The sequence below is a fragment of the Streptomyces sp. NPDC017890 genome, assembly GCF_044328675.1.
Taxonomy (GTDB): Bacteria; Actinomycetota; Actinomycetes; order Streptomycetales; family Streptomycetaceae; genus Streptomyces.
In genome coordinates this window covers 102,832-122,168 of the sequence record NZ_JBIRHU010000020.1, presented here as the reverse complement: position 1 = coordinate 122,168, position 19,337 = coordinate 102,832, and the positions used below count along the sequence as shown (strand labels likewise).

Below are 19,337 nucleotides of genomic sequence, written 5' to 3'. Positions count from 1 at the left end.
ATGCGAACCCAGAGCCGACGGAGGCCGCGAGCCACGCTCGCCATGGCCGCCGCAGGGACGCTGCTCGCCCCGCTGCTCTCCGGCTGCTGGGTCGGGGCGGGCGGGGCCGGATCCGGCGGCGACGCCATCAACGTCCTGATGGTCAACAACCCGCAGATGGCCGAGCTGCAGAAACTCACCGCGGACCACTTCACCGAAGAGACCGGCATCAAGGTGAACTTCACCGTCCTGCCGGAGAACGACGTCCGCGACAAGATCAGCCAGGACTTCGCCAACCAGGCGGGCCAGTACGACGTCGCCACCCTCTCCAACTACGAGATACCGATCTACGCCCGCAACGAGTGGCTGCGGCCGATGGACTCCTACGTCGCCGAGGACCCGGCGTACGACGAGAAGGACGTCCTGGGGCCGATGCGCGAGTCCCTCACCGGCGACGACGGCAAGCTCTACGGCCAGCCCTTCTACGGCGAGTCGTCCTTCCTCATGTACCGCAAGGACGTGTTCGCCAAGGAGGGCCTGACGATGCCCGAGCACCCCACGTGGACCCAGGTGGCCGAGTTCGCCGCCCGACTCGACGGGGCACAGCCCGGCATGAAGGGCATCTGCCTGCGCGGCCTGCCCGGCTGGGGCGAGCTGATGGCACCGCTCACGACGGTCGTGAACACCTTCGGCGGTACCTGGTTCGACCAGGACTGGCAGGCGCGGCTGGACTCCCCCGAGTGGGAGAAGGCGACGAAGTTCTATGTCGGCCTCGTCCGCGAGCACGGCCAGTCCGGCGCCGCCCAGTCCGGCTTCGCCGAGTGCCTGAACAACATGACCCAGGGCAACGTCGCCATGTGGTACGACGCCACCTCCGCGGCCGGCTCCCTGGAGTCGGCGAACTCCCCCGTCAAGGGCAGGATGGGCTACGCGTCCGCCCCCGTGGAGAAGACCGGGTCCGCCGGCTGGCTCTACACCTGGGCCTGGGGCATCCAGAAGGCCTCCCGCAACGCCGACAAGGCCTGGAAGTTCGTCTCCTGGGCGTCCGGCAAGGAGTACGAGCAGCTCGTCGGCGACGAGATCGGCTGGTCGGACGTCCCCGCCGGCAAGCGCGCCTCGACGTACGAGAACCCGGCCTACCGAGCGGAGGCCGCCGCCTTCCAGGAGATGACCCGCGAGGCCATCGAGGGCGCCAAGCCGAACGACCCCGGCGTGCAGCCGCGTCCCGCGCCCGGCATCCAGTTCGTCGGCATCCCCGAGTTCACCGACCTCGGCACCAAGGTCTCCCAGGAGATCAGCGCGGCCATCGCCGGACGGCAGTCCGTCGAGGAGGCCCTGAAGAAGTCCCAGCAGCTCGCCGAGAAGATCTCCGAGGAGTACGAGGGACGATGACCGCCACGACGACGGCCCCCTCGGCCGCACCCGACCACGCACGGACCACCGTCCGCCCGCCGTCCTCCCGGCTGCGGGCCTGGGCCACCCGGGCCCCCCTCCTCCCCGCCCTGATCTTCATGATCGTGGTCACCCAGCTGCCCTTCGTGGCGACCCTGGTGATCTCCTTCTTCGACTGGAACTCCCTCTACCCGGACGCCCGGCACTTCACCGGCTTCGCCAACTACGGCGACGTCCTCAGCGACCCGGCCCTGCGCAAGTCGGTGTGGACGACGATCCTGCTGACGGTGGCCGTGGTCCTGGCCAGCCTGGTCCTCGGTCTGGCACTCGCCCTGCTCCTCGACCGGAGGTTCAAGGGCCGGGGCGTGGTCCGCACCCTGCTGATCGCCCCGTTCCTGGTGGTCCCGGTGGCGGCGGCCCTGCTCTGGAAGCACGTCCTCTACAACCCCGAATACGGCCTGCTCAACGGCCTGTTGCACTATGTGGGCGGCCCGCAGCCCGACTGGGTCTCGAACACCCCGCTGCTCGCGGTCGAGGCCTCACTGGTGTGGCAGTGGACGCCCTTCATGATGCTGATCCTGCTCGCCGGCCTGCAGAGCCGTGACCAGCAGCAGATCGAGGCCGCCCGGGTGGACGGCGCGAGCGACTGGCAGATCTTCGTCCACCTCACCCTGCCCCACCTGCGCCGCTACCTGGAACTCGGCGCCCTGCTCGGCTCGATCTACATCGTCCAGAACTTCGACGCGGTCTTCACGATCACGTCCGGCGGCCTGGGCACCGCCAACCTGCCCTACACCGTCTACCAGAGCTTCTACCAGGCCCACGAGAACGGCCTCGCATCGGCCGCGGGCGTCCTGGTCGTCATCGGCTCCGTCATCATCGCCACCTTCGCGCTGCGCGTGGTGTCGTCCCTGTTCCGCGAGGAGGTCGGCCGCGCATGAGCGCCACCGCCGTACGACCCGCCGCCACCGGCACCACCGGCACCAAGCCCGTACGAGCCCGCCGAAAGGCGGGCGCGGGTCTGGGCCTGGTGGCCTGGCTGGCCGGGATCGTCTTCTTCCTGCCCATCGCCTGGATGGCCCTGACCTCCTTCCACTCGGAGGAGGACGCGGCCACCAACCCGCCGTCCTTCGCTGCCTCCCTCACCCTGGACGGCTACCGCGAGTTCTTCGGTGCGGACGGCGGCGCGAGCCCCTGGCCGGCGCTGATCAACTCGGCGGTCGCGTCGGTCGCCTCGACACTCCTGGTCCTGGTCCTGGCCCTGCCCGCCGCGTACGCCCTCTCGATCCGCCCCGTGAAGAAGTGGACGGACGTCCTCTTCTTCTTCCTCTCCACCAAGATGCTGCCGGTGGTGGCGGGCCTGCTGCCGATCTACCTGTTCGCCAAGAACACGGACATGCTGGACAACATCTGGCTGCTGGTCATCCTCTACACCTCGATGAACCTGCCGATCGCGGTCTGGATGATGCAGTCCTTCCTGGCCGAGGTCCCGGTCGCGATCATCGAGGCGGCCCGCGTGGACGGCGCGAGACTGCCGACCGTCCTGGCCCGCGTGGTCGCCCCGATCGCCCTGCCCGGCATCGCCGCGACCTCCCTCATCTGCTTCATCTTCAGCTGGAACGAACTGCTCTTCGCCCGGGTGCTGACGGGCGTGGTCGCCGAGACCGCCCCCGTCTTCCTGACCGGCTTCATCACCAGCCAGGGCCTCTTCCTGGCCAAGGTGTGCGCCGCGTCGCTCGTCATCTCCCTGCCGGTGCTCGCCGCGGGGTTCGCCGCCCAGGACAAACTGGTCCAGGGCCTGTCGCTTGGAGCCGTGAAATGAAGGCCGCCGTCATCGAGTCCGTGGGCCGCGCCGTCGTCACCGAGGTCCCCGACCCGACGCCAGGGCCGCGCGAGGTCGTCGTCGAGGTCGCCGCCTGCGGCCTGTGCGGCACCGACCTGCACATCCTCCAGGGCGAGTTCGCCCCCAAGCTCCCCATCGTGCCGGGCCACGAGTTCGCAGGCGAGGTGGCCGGCGTCGGCGCGCAGGTCACCGAGGTCTCCGTCGGCGACCAGGTCGCCGTCGACCCCTCCCTCTACTGCTACGAGTGCCGCTACTGCCGCACCGGCCACAACAACCTCTGCGAACGCTGGGCGGCCATCGGTGTGACGACGGCGGGCGGCGCCGCGAAGTACGCGGTGGCACCCGTGGCCAACTGCGTGAAGCTCCCCGAGCACGTCCGCACCCAGGACGCGGCCCTGATCGAACCGCTCTCCTGCGCGGTCCGCGGCTACGACGTCCTCCAGTCCCGCCTCGGCGCCCACGTCCTGATCTACGGCTCCGGCACGATGGGCCTGATGATGCTGGAGCTGGCCAAGCGCACCGGCGCGGCCAGTGTCGACATGGTCGACCTCAACCCGGCCCGCCTGGAGACGGCCCGCGGCCTCGGCGTCTCCGCCTCGGCCGCGACCCCCGACGAGCTGGACCGCCCCCAGGGCTGGGATCTGGTCATCGACGCGACCGGCAACGCGGCGGCCATCCAGGACGGCCTGGACCGGGTCGCCAAGGCCGGCACGTTCCTCCAGTTCGGCGTCGCCGACTACGCGACGCGCGTACAGATCGACCCGTACCGCATCTACAACCAGGAGATCACCATCACGGGTTCGATGGCGGTCCTGCACAGCTACGAACGCGCGGCCGAACTCTTCGCCAACGGCGTCCTGGACCCTGACGTCTTCATCAGCGACCGCATCCCGCTGGACCGCTACCCGCAGGCGCTGGAGCAGTTCACGGCGGGGGTGGGCAGGAAGATCGTGGTCGTGCCGTGATGATCAGCCCGTCCTGCGTTCGAGGACGAGGCCGGAGACCTGAAGAGGGGGTATGGGGGCGCAGCCCCCGGGGACGGGAAGGGGCGGCGGGGGCGAAGAACCCCGAGAACGCCGCCCCACCACCCCCGACCCGATTGGCCCCCGGGTAAGGGAACGGTAAAACGCCCTCGCTCGTTCACCCGGCATGACAGCTATGACCCCCGGCTCGAACATCCCCCTCTCCGCCGCCCGCGTGACGGTGGACGTCGCCGCGCCCGTGCGGCTCGACGTATCGGGCCTGCTGCTCACCGCCGACGGCAAGGTGCGCTCCGACGACGACTTCATCTTCTACAACCAGCCCACCGGCCAGGGCGTGACCTACCGCTCCGGCGGCGGCGCCGCCCCGGACGCGATCGTGGTCGACACCTCCGCGGTCCCGCCGGGCATCGAGAAGATCGTCGTCACCGCCAGCCCGGACGCCGCCGGGCAGACCTTCCAGGGCATCGAACCGACCGCCACCATCCGCAACGCGGACGACAACTCCGTCCTCGCCACCTTCACGCCCCCGCAGCTCGGCACCGAGACCGCGCTGGTGATCGTGGAGGTCTACCTGCGCAACGGCGCCTGGAAGGCCCGCGCGGTCGGCCAGGGCTACTCCAACGGCCTCGCCGGCATCGCGACGGACTTCGGCGTCACGGTGGAGGAACCCGCGGCCCCCGCCCAGCCTGCGGCTCCCGCGCAGCCGGCGGCCCCGCCCCGGGCCCGGGCGGTCACCCCGCCGGCCCCGCCCGCCGCCGCGCCCACGATGCCCTCCGCTCCCCCCACGGCACCGGCCGCACCGCCCGCCCCCGCCCCGGGCACCGGCAAGATCAACCTCGACAAGGGCCGGGTCAGCCTCCAGAAGAACCAGACCGTCTCCCTCGTCAAGGGCGGCCGGCCGGTCCTCTCCCAGGTCAAGATGGGCCTCGGCTGGGAGCCGGCGTACCGCGGCAAGGACATCGACCTGGACGCGTCGGTCATCGCGTACGGCCCGCAGCGCAACCACATCGACAGCTGCTACTTCGGCAAGCTCCAGATCGTGGGCGGCGCGATCAAGCACTCCGGGGACAATCTCACCGGAGAGGGCGGCGGCGACGACGAGGTGATCACCGTCGACCTGGGCCGGCTCCCGCAGGAGGTCAGCGGCCTGGTCTTCACGGTCAACTCGTTCTCCGGCCAGAAGTTCACGGAGGTCGCCAAGGCCTACTGCCGTCTCATGGACGCCGCGACCGGTGAGGAACTGGTCCGCTTCGACCTCACCAGCGCCGAGCCGCAGACCGGCGTGATGATGGCGAAGCTGATCCGTCAGTACTCCGGCGAGTGGGAGATGACCGCCATGGGCGACTTCGTCAAGTCCCGCACGGTCCGGGGCATGGTGAAGCCGTCGGCCCAGGCGCTGTAGCAGCCGGCCGGCGGGGCGCTCCCGGCACCGGGAGCGCCCCGCCGACGGCCTACGCCCGCAGTCCCCGCCACACCAGCGACAGGTACCGCCGGACGGACGTCCCGTGCTCCCCCTCCGTCGACTCGGCCGCGGTCGCCACCCCGTGCGCCAGCCGCAGCACCTCGATCGGCTCGACGTCCGCACGCAGCGTGCCCTCGTCCTGCGCGGCCCTGACCAACCGCGTCACGGCGCCCCGCACGCAGTCACCGCACGCCCGGTCCGCCGCCGCCCCGCCCTCAGTGACGGCCGTACCCAGCAGCGCCCTGAGCCCCCGCACCTGGAGCATCCCGGCGGCGAGCTCGTCGAGCCACGCGACCAGGGCATCGCCCGGCGCCAGCTCCCCCGCGATGACGTCCGCACGCGCCGCGATGGCCTCGATCCGTTCCAGGTAAGCGGCCTCCAGCAACGCCTGCCGCGTCGGGAAATGCCGGTACAGCGTGCCGACGCCGACCCCCGCGCGCTTGGCGATCTCGTCCAGCGAGGCACCCTCACCGTGCTCGGCGAAGGCCTGTGCCGCCACCACGAGCAACCGCTCACGATTACGCCGGGCATCCGCACGCATGGGCCTGACCTGCGCCATCCCGTCACTCCCCGCCCACCAGGCAACCTTCCGCGCGCACCCTACCGCGCTGCTCCGCGACCCGGCCCGCACTCCCTGCGCGGGGTGCGGGCCGGCCGCCGGCTCAGGCCGCCCAGGGCCAGTCGGCGTCCCGGGCGGCTTCGAGCAGCGGAACCATCCGGAAGGCGGCGTCCGTCAGGCCGCCGAAGGTGTGCCGGCCTGCCTTGCCCGACGGGCCGTGGCCCGCCCGGTACCCGGCCAGGTTCCAGGTGTAGACCGGCACGTGCTCGGGGACCTGCTCGGTCGGGTCGCCGTGCCGGCTGTACGCGTACTGCTCGTCGGTGACGATCAGTACCCGGTCGTGCTTCTTGTAGTGCCGGCGGACCGCTTCGGTCGTGTCGGTGCCGCCGAGGTCACCGAAGCGCTCCAGGATCTTCAGCACCGACTCGCCCTTGCGGTACTTCACACGGTTGCTCGACGTACCGAACTCGACGAGGTCCGCGTTGGCCGCCCGCAGCGCGAGCGCCGTGCCGAAGACCGCCGCCGCGTCGGCCCGGTCGAGTTCCGAGCGGTCCGACATCCGCGAGTGGAACATCGAGCCCGAGCGGTCCACGAGGACCAGCGTCCGGCCGGGCAGCGCGGGCACGTTGGCCAGCGAGTGGCCGAGCGCCTGCTCCAGCGGGTACGACCAGCGCAGCGACGGCGCGTGACGGTACGCGGCGAGGTTGCGGAAGGGGAACTGCCGCGAGCGCGCCACCTGGGCCGGGTCGCTGATCCGCGCCGCCACCCGGGCGGCGACCTCGTCGGACACGCCGGCCTCGTCGAAGTTACGCAGGTTGCGCATCAGACCCATCGCCCCCATGGACGGAATCACCGCCTCCCAGGCGGCCTTGTCCATCGGCCCCTGGAGCCAGCCCGCCAGCATCTCCCACGTCATGCCCGCCGCCGCGAGCCGCTCGGCACCGTCGGGCGCGGTGACGACCGCTCGCCGCCGGTCGACGGGCAGCGCCATCAGCTCGCGGTGCGCGGTCAGGACGCGGTTCGAGGCGGGCGGCACCGCGGTGTCCGGGTTGTGCCGGCGGTCGAGGGCGTACTCGAACAGCTCGCCCTGCCACGGCTTGTCCGGGTCGGGCGCCGCGTGCACCAGGTTGAGGATGTCGCCGAAGCGGTAGCCCTTGGACGCGGTGTCGTACTTCAGCAGCGACTTGCCGTGGTAGAGCCGCCGTACGGCGTCGGCGATCCCCCGCTTGACCGGCTTGGGCACGGCGCGGCCGTACGTCGACGTCCAGTACGCGAGCAGTTCGCCGGGCTCGTCGGGCCGCTGCAGGACGGAGTCGACGACCCGCCGGTTCGTCGGGCCGTCGGTGGCACCCGCGTCGAGGCGGGCCTTGACGTACTCGGCGGCGCCGACGAGGGAGGCGGTGCGCAGGTTGCCCTCGCCGCGCAGCCAGCCGAGCAGGCCGGCCGTCCAGGACGGGTCGGTGAGCGCGAGCTCGCGCACGAGCGTGGCGAACCGGTCGTCGCGGGCGGCGCCGGTCTCGTACGAGGTCTGCTGCGACACGAGGTTGGCGACCGAGAGCAGGAAGAGCTCGGAGCGTGCGTCACGCTCGTGGCCCCGGCCGCCCTCGTAGGTGCGCAGCACGCGGCCCGTCGACGTCACACGCGAGGTGGGCTGTGCCTTCGCGGCCTTGGTGTTGAAACGCGCCATGGTGAATTCCCCCGAATTCCTTCCGGTGGGAGGGCGCGGCAGAAGGAGGGTGCCCGAGGGCCGAGTCGGCGACGGGAACATACGGATGCTCTGCCTTTTGAGCTGCACCGACCCGAGGTCGGTGACGGGATTCGAACCCGCAACCGTCCGGCCGAAGGAAGTACCCGCCGCCCGCGCACCGGGCACCCACCATCTGCTGCGCCTCCCGAGATCAGGTCGGCGGCGGCTTTGGATTCGATCACAACGAAGTAGCCGCGGCCCGCGCACCGGGAGGTGCGTGAAGTTCTGGGTGTCCAGAGTTCAGGTCGGCGGAACCGACAAGGTGCTCTATCCCCTGAGCTACACCGGCGCGTGGTGCCGGTGACGGGACTCGAACCCGTGGCCGCCCCATTATGAGTGGAAGTAGGTCCTGCCTTCGCACCTGGACGTTCATCACTCTAGAAGGGCGGCCTTCGCTCGGGCGAGCGAATTAATCACCGGCGCTTCTGCCGCTTCCAGGGCCCGGTGATCGCCAGCATGATTCCGGGGTCCTGGATGTTGGCGTAGAGGGTCTTTCCGTCGGGTGAGAAGGTGACGCCGGTGAACTCGCTGTACTCGGGCTCGTCTTCGGAGCCGACGTTCAGTTCGTTGCGGGCGATGGGGTAGGTGCGTCCGCTGTCGGTGGCGCCGAACAGGTGCTGGACGCCGTCGCCGTCCTCGGCGATGACGAGGCCGCCGTACGGGGACACGGTGATGTTGTCGGGGCCGTCGAAGGCGCCGTCCGCCGACGGGTCGGGGTTGACGCCGAGGAGGACCTTCAGGGTGAGGGTGCGGCGCTTGGGGTCGTAGAACCAGACCTGGCCGTCGTGCGGGCGGCCGGGGCTCTCGTCACGGGCGAAGGAGGAGACGACGTACGCGCCGCCGTCGGCCCACCACATGCCCTCCAGCTTGCGGCCGCGGGTGACCTCCCCGTCGGTGAACTGCTTGCGCACGGAGGTGGTCTTCGCCTCGCGGTCGGGGACGTCGATCCAGTCGACGCCGTAGACGGTGCCGGTCTTCGTGGCACGGGAGAGGTCGTCGACGAACTTGCCGCCGGAGTCGTAGCACTTGGCGGCCTGGAGGGTCCCGGCGTCGTCGGCGAGGGTGCGCAGCCGGCCGCGGCCGTGCCGGAATCCCTCCGGCGGGGCCCAGCGGTAGAGGAGGCCGTTGGGGTTGGAGGCGTCCTCGGTGAGGTAGGCGTGGCCGCGCTTGGAATCGATGACGACGGCCTCGTGGGCGTAGCGGCCGAGCGCCTTGACGGGCCTCGGGTCCCGGTTGGCGCGGCGGTCCTCGGGGTCGACCTCGAAGACGTAGCCGTGGTCCTTGGTCATCCCCTCCTCGCCGGCCCTGTCCTCGGTCTCCTCGCAGGTCAGCCAGGTACCCCACGAGGTGCTGCCGCCCGCGCAGTTGGTGGCGGTGCCGGCGATGCCGACCCACTCGGCGACGTGGCCGTCGCGGCGGACCTCGACGACGGTGCAGCCGCCGGCGGCGGCGGGGTCGTAGACGAGGCCCTCGGTGAGCGGGACGGGGTGGGGCGAGTCGTCGCGGTGGCCGCCGATCTCGTGGTTGTTGACGAGGAGGGTGGTGCCGCGCGGGCCGTCGAAGGTGGCGGTGCCGTCGTGGTTGGACGGGGTGTACTCGCCCGTCTCCAGCTTGGTCCGGCCGCAGTAGGTGATGATCTCGTACCGGAAGCCGGCGGGCAGCGCGAGGATGCCCTCCGGGTCGGGGAGCAGCGGTCCGTAGCCGACCCCGCCGTGGTCGTGGTCATAGCCGTGGCCGTGCTCCCCGCCCGCGCTCTCGGTGTCCGTGGACGCGAGGGCGTTCGGGGCGGTGGCGAGGGCGCCGACGCTGCCCGCCAGCACGACTCCGGCGCCGGTGAGCGCGGATCGGCCGGCGAAGTCCCTGCGGGTGAGCGACATGGTGTCTCCTGTGACGGTGGACGTGCCGTGGAGGGTGGCGGACCTCGGTTCGGCGACACGGTCCCGCCCACGCCTGAACGGTGGTTGAACTGAGCGCGACCTCTCCCTGCCGGCTTGCGGGAATCCGTGGACCGCGGGTGTTCGTGCGCCCCCCGTGCGGCTCCCGGCCCCGAGAGGGCGGCATCCAGCAGGCGCCGGGGGGGCGCCGGGGGCCGGGGGGGGGCGGGGGGCCGGGGGGCGCCGGGGGCCGGGGGGCGCCGGGGGCCGGGGGGCCGGGGGGGGGCCGGGGTCGCCGTTCGCCCCGACCGGCAGGCCGGCGTCAGCCGCCCTGCTGCGACCGTGCCTTGAACGCCGCCTTGCGCGCCTCTTTGGCGATCTTCTTGTCGGGATGCAGCCGCCCCATGGCCTCCAGGACGTCCGGGGTGGCCGGGTGCTCGACCCGCCAGGCCGTGTCGAAGAACCCGCCGTGCTGTCCGGCCAGGCCCTCCACCAGGGCGCGCAGTTCCTCGGAGTTGCCCTCGGCCGCGAGCTGTGCGGCCACCGTGTCGATGGTCAGCCAGAAGACCATCTCCTGCGGCGGGGCGGGGACGTCCCCGGCACCGTGCTCGGTCAGCCAGACCCTGGCCAGGCCGCCCAGCTCGCCGTCGTCGAGGACCTCCCGCAGCGCGGGTTCCGCCTCGGCGCCGACCAGGGACAGCGCCTGCTGGCAGCGCAGCCGGCGCAGGGGTGCGCCGGCGTCCGAGCCGCGTGCCGCGGCCAGCAGTTCACGGGCCGCGGCGAGGGGGCCCCGGCCGGCCAGCCACAGCTCGGTCTCGGCGTGGGCCGCGGCCGGCGGGAAGGGGGCCGTGCCGTCGAGCAGCGCGTCGGCGCCCTTGTCGGCGAGGTCGCCGACGGCGGGTGCCTCGAAGCCGGCCTCCAGGAGCCGGGCGCGCAGTCCGTACAGGCCGAGCGGGGTGAGCCGCACCATGCCGTAGCGGGCGACGTCGGCCTCGTCGACGGGTGCCGCGGGCTCCTCGTCCGCGTCGGCCATCAGGGCCTCGTCGACCGGCCGGTACTCGACGAGGCCGATGGGCTCCAGCAGCCGGAACTGGTCGTCCAGCCGCATCATCGCGTCGGACACCTGCTCCAGCACGTCGTTGGTGGGGTCGCCCATGCCGCTGGGCACGATCACGGACGCGGCCAGTGCGGGCAGCGGCACCGCGGCGTCGCCGGGGCGGTCCTCCCCGACGGTGAGCAGGTAGAGGTTGCCGAGCACGCCGTCGAGGAACTCCGCCTCGGCCTGCGGATTCCAGTCGAGGGACGACAGGTCGACCTCGCCGCCCTCGGCCATCGCGTCGACCAGGTCGTCGAGGTCGGGCACGCTCGCGTCGGCGAGCACCGCCTCCAGGGCGGTCAGCCACAGTCCGAGCACGTCCTGCGGGGAACCGCCGGTGAGCAGGGCGAGGTCCTCGCCCGTCGCGACGGTGCCCGTCTCCTCGTCGGTGATCTCGACGAGCCCGGTGTCCACGGCGATCCGCCACGCCTCGCTCGCGTACGCGGCGGCGTCGTCCCCGCTCAGCCCGAGCTCCTCGGCCGCCGCCGGCAACTGCTCCTCGACGAGCCCGCCCCCGGCGTCGACACGGGTGTCCGGGCCGGCCCAGCGGGCGAGCCGGACGGCCCGGGCGAACACCGGCGCGGACAGCGCGTCGCGGGCCAGCTCCGCTTCGGGACGCAGCCGTGCGGGCGGCAGGGTGGAGCTGTCTGACATCGGCTGTTTCTCCTCGCGCGCCTTGACCACCGTACGGCCATCCGGACGCCGTACGGCTCAACAGCTCAGCCTAGACGGGTTTCCACCCATGCCGCCCGGTTCATCTCCCCGACGGGTGGAGTACATGGCCGAAACCTTGACAACCGGACTGGCCAGGCAGGAGATTGACGCGCGTAGAAGCGGGGGGACAAGTGTTCACCCAGGTCCACATGAGTCCACGTGAGTCCACGTGTTCCCTGCGGCCCCTCGCGTCGCGTCCTCGTTTCGCAGCGCCCCTTTTCGCTCCGTCCGCTCCACTCTCGTCCCGGCGCTCTGTCACGTCCCCGGAGGGATCACGTTGGCCAGCAAGTCCTCCACGCGCCTCGCCGCGCTCACCGTCGCCGCAGTCTGCTCGGCGGCGTCCACGGTCGTCCTCACCTCGCCCGCGCACGCCGACTCGGTGCGCGTCCACGACATCCAGGGCAGCACCCGGCTGTCGCCGTACGCCGGCAAGCAGGTCACCGACGTGGCCGGAATCGTCACCGGTATCCGCGGCTACGGCTCCTCCAGAGGCTTCTGGATCCAGGATCCGCGGCCGGACGCCGATCCGGCCACCAGCGAGGGGGTCTTCGTCTTCACCGGCTCCACCCCGAAGGGCGTCGCCGTGGGTGACGCGGTCACCGTCTCCGGCACGGTCTCGGAGTACGTCCCGGGCGGCACCTCCTCCGGGAACCAGTCGCTGACCGAGATCACCCGCCCGGCCTTCACGGTCGTCTCCAGCGGCAACGAGGTCCCGGCCGCGACGACCGTCTCCGCCCGGTCGGTGCCGCGCGCGTACGCCCCCGAGGGCGACGAGGCCGCGAACGGCTCGGTCAACGGCCTGACGCTGCGGCCCTCGAAGTACGCCCTGGACCACTACGAGTCCCTGGAGGGCATGAACGTACGGGTCGCCGACGCCCGCGTCGTCGGCGCCTCCGACCCGTACACCGAGCTGTGGGTCACGGTGAAGCCCTGGGAGAACGCCAACCGCCGCGGCGGCACGGTGTACGGCTCCTACGACTCCCAGAACACCGGCCGGCTGCAGATCCAGTCCCTGGGCAAGCCGGCCGACTTCCCCGACGCCCACGTGGGCGACACCCTCGCCGGGACCACCGCGGGCCCCCTGGACTACAACCAGTACGGCGGCTACACGCTGGTGGCGAGCGAGATCGGCACCCTGGAGAGCGGGGGCCTGGAGCGCGAGACGACGCGCCGGCACAGCAGCCGCGAGCTGGCGGTGGCGACGTACAACGTCGAGAACCTCGACCCGTCCGACGGCACCTTCGCCGCGCACGCCGAGGCGATCGTGCACAATCTCGCGTCGCCCGACATCGTGTCCCTGGAGGAGATCCAGGACGACAACGGCGCCACGGACGACGGCACGGTGGCCGCCGACGCGACGGTCGGCAAGCTGATCGACGCGATCGTCGCGGCCGGCGGCCCGCGCTACGACTGGCGCGGCATCGACCCGGTCGACGGCGAGGACGGCGGCCAGCCCGGCGGCAACATCCGCCAGGCGTTCCTGTTCAACCCGGAGCGGGTCTCCTTCACCGACCGCGGGTCCGGCGACGCGACCACCGCGACCGGGGTGACGAAGGTGCGCGGCAAGGCGGCGCTCACGCACTCCCCCGGCCGCGTGGACCCGGCGGACCCCGCCTGGGAGGACAGCCGCAAGCCGCTGGCCGGCGAGTTCGTCTTCCGCGGTCGGACGGTCCTGGTCATCGCCAACCACTTCAGCTCCAAGGGGGGCGACCAGGGTCTGACGGCGCAGTACCAGCCGCCGTCGCGCGGTTCGGAGACGCAGCGCCACCTCCAGGCGCAGTCGGTGAACACCTTCGTCAAGGAGGTTCTCGCCGCCCAGAAGAACGCCGACGTCATCGCCCTCGGTGACATCAACGACTTCGAGTTCTCGAAGACCACCCGCATCCTGGAAGGCGACGGCGCCCTGTGGTCGGCGGTCAAGTCGCTGCCGCGGAGCGAGCGTTACTCGTACGTCTACCAGGGCAACAGCCAGGTCCTCGACCAGATCCTGGTCAGCCCGTCGATCCGGTGGGGCGGGCGCCTGTCGTACGACAGCGTGCACGTCAACGCCGAGTTCCACGACCAGATCAGCGACCACGACCCGCAGGTGCTGCGGTTCCGTCCCTGACGGGTGCCGTGCGGGGGCGGGTTCAGCGGGGCACGAGGCCGAGGGCGTGGTCGTAGCGGCTGACCCCGCCGCCGCTGGTCATGCCCGGCCAGTTCTGCACCCGCTTCCACAGGTCCGATCCCGAACCGACGCCGTCTCCCGGTGCGGCCAGGGCGTCGATGTGGGCCTGGGCGCTCTCCCACTCGGCGTAGTTGAGGACGCGGGTGCCGTCGGTGCTGAGGTGGAAGTGGGCGCAGATGCCGCCGGGGTGCTGCTCCGGCTCGCTCTCCAGGGCCTCGAGGACGGCGTCCACCCAGGCGCGCTGCCGCTCGGGGTCGGGTCCCTCGAACTCGACGTCGACGATCACGATGCACCCCGGCACGCGCGCCGTCCCGCTGTTCTCGCGGGTGGCGCTGCGGTAGCGCCGGTACCGGCCGAGTCCCAGCCGCTCGATGCCCGGTACGGCGGTGTCGATCTCGTCGACGCGCTCCTGCCGGTGCGTCTTCACGAAGGCCTCGTACGCCTGCTCGCTCGCCCACTGCGAGTGGTGCAGCAGGGTGCTGCCGTCGTGGCCGGTGTAGACGTGGTAGCCGAGCAGGCCGTCGGCGGGCCAGGGGCGGCGCTCCCAGGTGCGGGCGATGGCGTCGACGGTCCGCCGCTGCCGCTCGGGGGTACCCACCCGCCAGGTGCTGAAGAAGGGGGCCTGCACATCGGGGCGGACGAGTTCGGGGTGTGCGTCGGTACGGCGGGTCATGCCGGCCTCCATCGATCGGTGGTCGTCGGGTGCACGCCGGGTGCGCTCCGGGTGCACGCACCACCCTGTGACCTCGACCAAGGTTGAGGTCAAGTGCCCGCCGGAAGGCACCGGGAGACACTCCGGTACCGGCACGGGGGGGGGGGGGGGGGGGGGGGGGGCGCCCCCGCCCCCCCCCCCCCCCCCCCCCCCCCCCCCCCCCCCACCCCTCGGTCGTCCACGGCCGGGACACGGTAGGGATTCGGACAACCACGGAGCGCCAACTCCCTGCCCGAGCCTCGTCCCACCGCGGCGCGAGTGGCATGCGGGAACATGGAGGGCCGTCCGCGCCTTGAACCGGTAGGGCGCCCGGCACGCGGACCGGCGGTTCCGGAATGGCGAGAAGTGTGAGCTCGGGGCCACCGCACAGTGACGTCGATGTGACGGCCGCGTGAAACGGTTTGCCGAACGTGCGTAGGGTGCAGAGAACCCATCAGAGGTCTCGTCCGAGAACTCATCGGGAGTACGGCGGCCGGACCTGGGCGCCGGGGCGGTACGACGGGCGAAGGAGGGAGCCGGAGCGATGGGCGACCACAAAGATCAGCACCTTCGGGTGGGCGCGGCCGTACGACGGCGGCGCCGGGCCCTGGAGCTCACCCTTGCCGTCGTGGCCGAGCGCAGTGGCCTGTCCGTGCCCTTCCTGAGCCAGATCGAGAACGACCGGGCGCGGCCCAGCCGGAGCTCCCTGGAGAAGGTGGCCGACGCCCTGCGCACCACCGCCGTGGAACTGCTCGCCGCCGCCGACCCCGCGTGCAGTGTGGACGTGGTCCGGGCAGAGGACCCCGACCCGGAGCTGGCGCCCAAGGTGCGCTCCCTGGTGCGCGGACACCACCAGATGCACGCCTGCGAATTCACCGGCGACCACGACGCGGGCCGCGAACTGCAGTACCGCAACGACCAGTTGATGTTCGTGACCGAGGGTGCCGTGGAGATCGAGGCCGAGGGCCGTGCCTACCGGCTGGGGCGCGGCGACACGCTGTACCTCACGGGCGGGGTGCGGCACCGGTGGCGGGCCACGGTGCCCGACACCCGGCTGATCGTGGTCGCCGTCGCCGAGCACATCGAGGCGGTTCGGGACGGGCCGCGCCGGTGAGGGCCCGGGAGGCAGTCCGATGAGGGCCCGGGAGGGCCTGTGGTGAGGGTCGTCTCCCTCGTACCGTCGCTGACCGAGGCCGTGGCCCGTACGCTCCCGGGAGCCCTGGCCGGCGCCACCGACTGGTGCACGCACCCGGCCGGCCTCGACGTCGTACGCATCGGCGGCACGAAGAACCCGCAGACCGAGCGGATCACCTCCCTCGCCCCCGACCTGGTGGTCGCCAACGAGGAGGAGAACCGCGCCCCCGACCTGGACGCCCTGCGCGCCGCGGGCGTCGAGGTGCTCGTGACCGAGATCCGCACCGTGCCGCAGGCCCTCACCGAGTTGGAGCGGGTGCTGACCGCCTGCGGCGCGCCCTCCCGGCCCCGGTGGCTGGACGAGGCGGAGGCGGCCTGGCCGGCCGTGCCGTCGCCCCCGGAGCGGCGTGCCACGGCCGTCGTCCCGATCTGGCGCAGGCCCTGGACGGTGCTGGGCCGCGACACCTTCGCGGGTGACGTACTGGCCCGCCTCGGTGTCGACCACCTGCACGCCACGCACGCCGAGCGCTACCCGAGGGTCCCGGTCGAGGAACTGCGGGCGGCGCGTCCGGACGTCGTGGTCCTGCCGGACGAGCCGTACCGCTTCACCGCCGACGACGGCCCGGAGGCCTTCCCGGGCCTGCCCTGCGCGCTCGTCGACGGGCGGTACCTCACGTGGTACGGGCCGTCGCTGGCCGAGGCGCCCCGGGCGCTGGGCGCGGCCCTGCGAGCAGCGCGCCGCTGACCAGGCCGCGCGCGGTGTGCGCGGCGGCGACGGCCCAGGCGGCGACGAGGACGGCGTACAGGACGACGCTGAGCCCGTCGTAGACGACGAGCCCCGTGTGCCGGGCCAGCGCCTCGGCGCCGGTGACACAGGTGCCCACCGGGAAGGTGAACGACCACCACGTCATCGAGAAGCCCATGCCCTCCCGCCGCGCCCGCACGACGTGCGCGGTGGCGAGACACAGCCACATCAGCGCGAAGCCCATGACGGGCACGCCGTACAGGACGGCGAAGACCGCGAAACCCTCGGCGTACGGGCCGGGCACGACCCCGGGGGCCACGTCCGCGAACATCCCCACGGCGGTCGTGGACTGCCCCAGCGGGCCCAGCACCAGGAACAGCGACGGGGTGAGCGCGAGCGGCAGCGGGCCACCGGTGAGCAGCCGGCCGAATATCACCGGCAGCGTCACCAGGGTCGCGAGCAGGCTCATCCCGAACATCGCGACACAGGCGAGCAGCAGCGTTTCCCGGGGCTGTCCCGGCGGGAGGTGCGGGACCAGCAGCGGCCCGACGGCCGCGGACACCATCGGCGCGACGAGCGGCAGCAGCCACACCGGGCTGGCCTGCCCCGGCTCGATCCGGTGCCGTACGGCCATCAGGTACGGCACGGAGACCGCCGCCGCGAGCCCGATGACCGTACCGGCGGTGAACAGCACGGTGTCCAGGGCGACCGCGGCGAAGGTGCCGGTCCAGTCCCGCCCGACGGTCACGGCGCCGCCCCCGACGGCCAGCAGGGCCATCGACAGGCAGCCGTAGAACGGGGCCGCCGCCGGGTCGAGCAGGTGGGCGCGGGCCTGGTCGCGGTGGTGGAGCCAGTGCAGGGACCGGGCCACCAACAGGGCCGCCAGCAGGACGACGGACAGTGCCCAGAGCGCGGTGCAGACGGCACGCAGCCCGGGCACCTGCCAGGGGAGCGCGGCGCCCGAGGTGCCGACGACGGCGGTGCCCATGACGCAGGCGTACCAGTTGGGCCCGAGATGACGGACGAGCGGAACGCGCCGGGCCGGGGCGGCGGGAGGGGACAGGGGCTGGGCTGCGGTGACCATGAGCCCACGGTCCCGGTGGCCGAAGCCCCTGACCAGGGAGCATATCCCTATGAGGGCATAAGCTGGAGTTATGGGCAGTGGCAGGGGTGGTACGGGCGGTACGGGCAGTGCGGAGGGCGGACAGGGCGCACCGGGGCGGCACGCGGCGGGCTCGCTGGCGCACCGGGTGCCGGACCTCGGGGCGATGGAGCTGCTGCTGGCCGTGGCACGGCTGGGCAGCCTCGGCGGGGCGGCACGCGAGCTGGGCATCACCCAGCCGGCGGCCAGCAGCCGCATCCGCTCGATGGAACGCCAGCTGGGGGTGGCCCTGGTGGACCGTTCGCCGCGCGGTTCCCGGCTCACCGACGCCGGCGCGCTGGTCACGGACTGGGCGCGCCGGATCGTGGAGGCGGCCGAGTCGTTCGACGCGGGCGCGCAGGCACTGCGGGACCGGCGGGACTCGCGGCTGCGGGTGGCGGCGAGCATGACGATCGCCGAGTACCTGCTGCCGGGCTGGCTGGTCGCGCTGCGCACCCAGCTGCCGGACACGGCGGTGTCGCTGCTCGCCGGGAACTCGGCGGCGGTCGCGGAGCGCCTGCTGTCCGGCGAGGCCGATCTGGGCTTCGTGGAGGGGGTGAGCGTCCCGGCGGGCCTCGACTCGGCCGTCATCGCCCATGACCGGCTGATCGTCGTGACCGCGCCGGGCCACCCGTGGGCCCGCCGCCGACGCCCGCTCGCGGCGGCGGAGCTGGCGGCGACCCCGCTGATCCTGCGGGAGAAGGGCTCGGGCACCCGGCAGGTCCTGGACGCGGCCCTCGGCGGCCTGGCCCGCCCCCTGATCGAGCTGTCGTCCACCACCGCGGTGAAGGCGGCGGCCGTGAGCGGCGCAGGCCCCTCCGTCCTCAGCGAACTCGCCGTCGGCGAGGAGCTCACCACCCGCCGCCTGGTGAGCGTGCCCGTGGCGGACGTCGCCCTGGCCCGCGACCTGCGCGCGGTATGGCCCACGGGACACCGCCCGACGGGCCCGGCCCGGCAGCTGCTGTCACTGACGCGGGGGTAGGCCCGCCGGCGGGGTCCGGGGCCCTGACGCGGGGGTAGGCCCGCCGGCGGGGTCCGGGGCGCGTCACTGCTCGAGGGGCCCCGAGTGGGCATGCGCCCCCGCCGCACGGACCAGTGCCCGCATCACCCGTACGTCCTCGCCCATCTCCGGGTGCCACTGCACGCCGAGGACCCAGCCCGGGGCGGAGGGCAGTTCCAGGGCTTCCACGGTGCCGTCCGCCGCGTGGGCCGACGCGACGAGACCCGTGCCGAGCCGGTCCACCGCCTGGTGGTGGTAGGCCGGCACGAACACCTCCTCGGGTACGACACCGGCGTACAGCGTCCCCGGCACCGGCTCGACCGGGTGGCCGCCGAAGACACCCACCACCTCGGCGTGGCCCTCGATGTGCTGGACGAGGGTGCCGCCCAGGGCGACGTTGAGCAACTGCATGCCCCGGCAGATGCCCAGCAGCGGCACGCGCGCGGCCAGGGCCGCCTCGATGAGCGCCAGCTCCCAGGTGTCCCGGGCCCGGGCGGGCGGGCCGGTGCGCGGGCCGGGTTCCGCGCCGTAGCGGGCCGGCTCCACGTCGGGGCCGCCCGCGATCACCAGTGCGTCGAGGCGGGCGACGGTGGCGGCGGCGTGCTCCGGCGCGTCCGGCGGAAGCATCGCGGCCAGTCCGCCCGCCCGTTGCACGAGCCGCGGATACCCGGCCGGCAACAGCGCCGCCTCCAGTTCCCACACGCCCCAGCGCGCCCCGGACTCCAGGTACGTACTGACGCCGATCAGCGGCCTGCCCGCCATCCGACCTCCCGCGGCCTTCCTCCAATGGACCGACCTCATACCTTTGCC

The 19,337-nt window shown here is 72.7% G+C and carries 16 protein-coding genes and 1 tRNA gene; 9 read left to right on the top strand and 8 right to left on the bottom strand.

The window, feature by feature from the left end:
- The 5 genes from ACH4F2_RS25785 (at position 1) to ACH4F2_RS25765 (ending at position 5,599) form a co-directional block, all read left to right on the top strand.
- Positions 1 to 1,371, top strand: a complete 1,371-nt coding sequence (locus ACH4F2_RS25785) for an ABC transporter substrate-binding protein (RefSeq protein ID WP_398135110.1) — start codon at positions 1 to 3, stop codon at positions 1,369 to 1,371.
- A complete protein-coding gene (locus tag ACH4F2_RS25780) occupies positions 1,368 to 2,312 on the top strand; it encodes a carbohydrate ABC transporter permease (protein WP_398135109.1) in 945 nt (314 codons plus the stop codon). The genes ACH4F2_RS25785 and ACH4F2_RS25780 overlap by 4 nt, the downstream gene beginning before the upstream one ends.
- The gene (locus ACH4F2_RS25775) at positions 2,309 to 3,193 is read left to right on the top strand and encodes a carbohydrate ABC transporter permease (protein ID WP_398135108.1); all 885 of its coding nucleotides are present in this window, start codon (positions 2,309 to 2,311) and stop codon (positions 3,191 to 3,193) included. Before ACH4F2_RS25780 ends, ACH4F2_RS25775 begins: the two co-directional genes overlap by 4 nt.
- Positions 3,190 to 4,179: a zinc-dependent alcohol dehydrogenase family protein gene (locus tag ACH4F2_RS25770; protein WP_398135107.1), complete on the top strand. Its 990-nt coding sequence runs from the start codon at positions 3,190 to 3,192 to the stop codon at positions 4,177 to 4,179. The genes ACH4F2_RS25775 and ACH4F2_RS25770 overlap by 4 nt, the downstream gene beginning before the upstream one ends.
- Before the next feature lie 193 nt (positions 4,180 to 4,372).
- A complete protein-coding gene (locus tag ACH4F2_RS25765; RefSeq protein ID WP_398135164.1) occupies positions 4,373 to 5,599 on the top strand; it encodes a TerD family protein in 1,227 nt (408 codons plus the stop codon).
- A gap of 49 nt (positions 5,600 to 5,648) precedes the next feature.
- Here ACH4F2_RS25765 and ACH4F2_RS25760 read toward each other — a convergent pair whose 3' ends face one another.
- The 5 genes from ACH4F2_RS25760 to ACH4F2_RS25740 all read right to left on the bottom strand — a co-directional run bounded on the left by ACH4F2_RS25760 (position 5,649) and on the right by ACH4F2_RS25740 (position 11,589).
- Positions 5,649 to 6,218, bottom strand: coding sequence for a TetR/AcrR family transcriptional regulator (locus ACH4F2_RS25760; RefSeq protein ID WP_398135106.1), 570 nt, complete (start codon positions 6,216 to 6,218; stop codon positions 5,649 to 5,651).
- Positions 6,219 to 6,321: 103 nt separating this feature from the next.
- Positions 6,322 to 7,905, bottom strand: coding sequence for a TROVE domain-containing protein (locus ACH4F2_RS25755; protein WP_398135105.1), 1,584 nt, complete (start codon positions 7,903 to 7,905; stop codon positions 6,322 to 6,324).
- A 352-nt stretch (positions 7,906 to 8,257) separates the two neighbouring features.
- Positions 8,258 to 8,386 (bottom strand) — tRNA-Met (locus ACH4F2_RS25750).
- A complete protein-coding gene (locus ACH4F2_RS25745; protein WP_398135104.1) occupies positions 8,379 to 9,842 on the bottom strand; it encodes an alkaline phosphatase PhoX in 1,464 nt (487 codons plus the stop codon). Before ACH4F2_RS25745 ends, ACH4F2_RS25750 begins: the two co-directional genes overlap by 8 nt.
- Positions 9,843 to 10,161: 319 nt before the next feature.
- Positions 10,162 to 11,589: a hypothetical protein gene (locus ACH4F2_RS25740; protein WP_398135103.1), complete on the bottom strand. Its 1,428-nt coding sequence runs from the start codon at positions 11,587 to 11,589 to the stop codon at positions 10,162 to 10,164.
- 337 nt (positions 11,590 to 11,926) lie between these two features.
- On the opposite strand from ACH4F2_RS25740, the gene ACH4F2_RS25735 reads away from it, so the two are divergent.
- Positions 11,927 to 13,756 (top strand): endonuclease/exonuclease/phosphatase family protein, encoded by a 1,830-nt coding sequence (locus ACH4F2_RS25735; protein ID WP_398135102.1) that lies wholly within the window; start codon positions 11,927 to 11,929, stop codon positions 13,754 to 13,756.
- 22 nt (positions 13,757 to 13,778) lie between these two features.
- On the opposite strand, the gene ACH4F2_RS25730 is transcribed toward ACH4F2_RS25735, so the two are convergent.
- On the bottom strand, positions 13,779 to 14,489 hold the full coding sequence (locus ACH4F2_RS25730) for an antibiotic biosynthesis monooxygenase (RefSeq protein WP_398135101.1): 711 nt from the start codon (positions 14,487 to 14,489) through the stop codon (positions 13,779 to 13,781).
- Positions 14,490 to 15,051: 562 nt separating this feature from the next.
- Here ACH4F2_RS25730 and ACH4F2_RS25725 point away from each other — a divergent pair.
- Together ACH4F2_RS25725 and ACH4F2_RS25720 are read left to right on the top strand one after the other, a co-directional pair.
- On the top strand, positions 15,052 to 15,621 hold the full coding sequence (locus tag ACH4F2_RS25725; RefSeq protein WP_398135100.1) for a helix-turn-helix domain-containing protein: 570 nt from the start codon (positions 15,052 to 15,054) through the stop codon (positions 15,619 to 15,621).
- Positions 15,622 to 15,663: 42 nt separating this feature from the next.
- Positions 15,664 to 16,386: a helical backbone metal receptor gene (locus ACH4F2_RS25720; RefSeq protein ID WP_398135099.1), complete on the top strand. Its 723-nt coding sequence runs from the start codon at positions 15,664 to 15,666 to the stop codon at positions 16,384 to 16,386.
- Here the strand turns inward: ACH4F2_RS25720 and ACH4F2_RS25715 are convergent.
- Positions 16,313 to 17,470, bottom strand: a complete 1,158-nt coding sequence (locus ACH4F2_RS25715) for a TDT family transporter (protein ID WP_398135098.1) — start codon at positions 17,468 to 17,470, stop codon at positions 16,313 to 16,315. The two genes, ACH4F2_RS25720 and ACH4F2_RS25715, sit on opposite strands and share 74 nt — an antisense overlap.
- 184 nt (positions 17,471 to 17,654) lie before the next feature.
- Between ACH4F2_RS25715 and ACH4F2_RS25710 the strand changes: the two genes are divergently transcribed.
- Positions 17,655 to 18,509 carry a LysR family transcriptional regulator gene (locus tag ACH4F2_RS25710; protein WP_398135163.1) on the top strand — a complete coding sequence of 285 codons (855 nt, stop codon included), beginning with the start codon at positions 17,655 to 17,657 and terminating at the stop codon, positions 18,507 to 18,509.
- Positions 18,510 to 18,572: 63 nt separating this feature from the next.
- Here ACH4F2_RS25710 and ACH4F2_RS25705 read toward each other — a convergent pair whose 3' ends face one another.
- Positions 18,573 to 19,289, bottom strand: a complete 717-nt coding sequence (locus ACH4F2_RS25705) for a gamma-glutamyl-gamma-aminobutyrate hydrolase family protein (protein WP_398135097.1) — start codon at positions 19,287 to 19,289, stop codon at positions 18,573 to 18,575.
- Positions 19,290 to 19,337 lie beyond the last annotated feature (48 nt).

Excerpts from the sequence above, each read along its gene's own strand:
- ACH4F2_RS25765 (WP_398135164.1), top strand. The coding sequence starts at position 4,373 with ATGACCCCCGGCTCGAACATCCCCCTCTCCGCCGCCCGCGTGACGGTG.
- ACH4F2_RS25740 (WP_398135103.1), bottom strand. The coding sequence starts at position 11,589 with ATGTCAGACAGCTCCACCCTGCCGCCCGCACGGCTGCGTCCCGAAGCG.
- ACH4F2_RS25775 (WP_398135108.1), top strand. The coding sequence starts at position 2,309 with ATGAGCGCCACCGCCGTACGACCCGCCGCCACCGGCACCACCGGCACC.
- ACH4F2_RS25760 (WP_398135106.1), bottom strand. The coding sequence starts at position 6,218 with ATGGCGCAGGTCAGGCCCATGCGTGCGGATGCCCGGCGTAATCGTGAG.
- ACH4F2_RS25780 (WP_398135109.1), top strand. The coding sequence starts at position 1,368 with ATGACCGCCACGACGACGGCCCCCTCGGCCGCACCCGACCACGCACGG.
- ACH4F2_RS25770 (WP_398135107.1), top strand. The coding sequence starts at position 3,190 with ATGAAGGCCGCCGTCATCGAGTCCGTGGGCCGCGCCGTCGTCACCGAG.
- ACH4F2_RS25745 (WP_398135104.1), bottom strand. The coding sequence starts at position 9,842 with ATGTCGCTCACCCGCAGGGACTTCGCCGGCCGATCCGCGCTCACCGGC.
- ACH4F2_RS25715 (WP_398135098.1), bottom strand. The coding sequence starts at position 17,470 with ATGGTCACCGCAGCCCAGCCCCTGTCCCCTCCCGCCGCCCCGGCCCGG.
- ACH4F2_RS25705 (WP_398135097.1), bottom strand. The coding sequence starts at position 19,289 with ATGGCGGGCAGGCCGCTGATCGGCGTCAGTACGTACCTGGAGTCCGGG.
- ACH4F2_RS25730 (WP_398135101.1), bottom strand. The coding sequence starts at position 14,489 with ATGACCCGCCGTACCGACGCACACCCCGAACTCGTCCGCCCCGATGTG.
- ACH4F2_RS25755 (WP_398135105.1), bottom strand. The coding sequence starts at position 7,905 with ATGGCGCGTTTCAACACCAAGGCCGCGAAGGCACAGCCCACCTCGCGT.
- ACH4F2_RS25710 (WP_398135163.1), top strand. The coding sequence starts at position 17,655 with ATGGAGCTGCTGCTGGCCGTGGCACGGCTGGGCAGCCTCGGCGGGGCG.
- ACH4F2_RS25725 (WP_398135100.1), top strand. The coding sequence starts at position 15,052 with ATGGGCGACCACAAAGATCAGCACCTTCGGGTGGGCGCGGCCGTACGA.
- ACH4F2_RS25785 (WP_398135110.1), top strand. The coding sequence starts at position 1 with ATGCGAACCCAGAGCCGACGGAGGCCGCGAGCCACGCTCGCCATGGCC.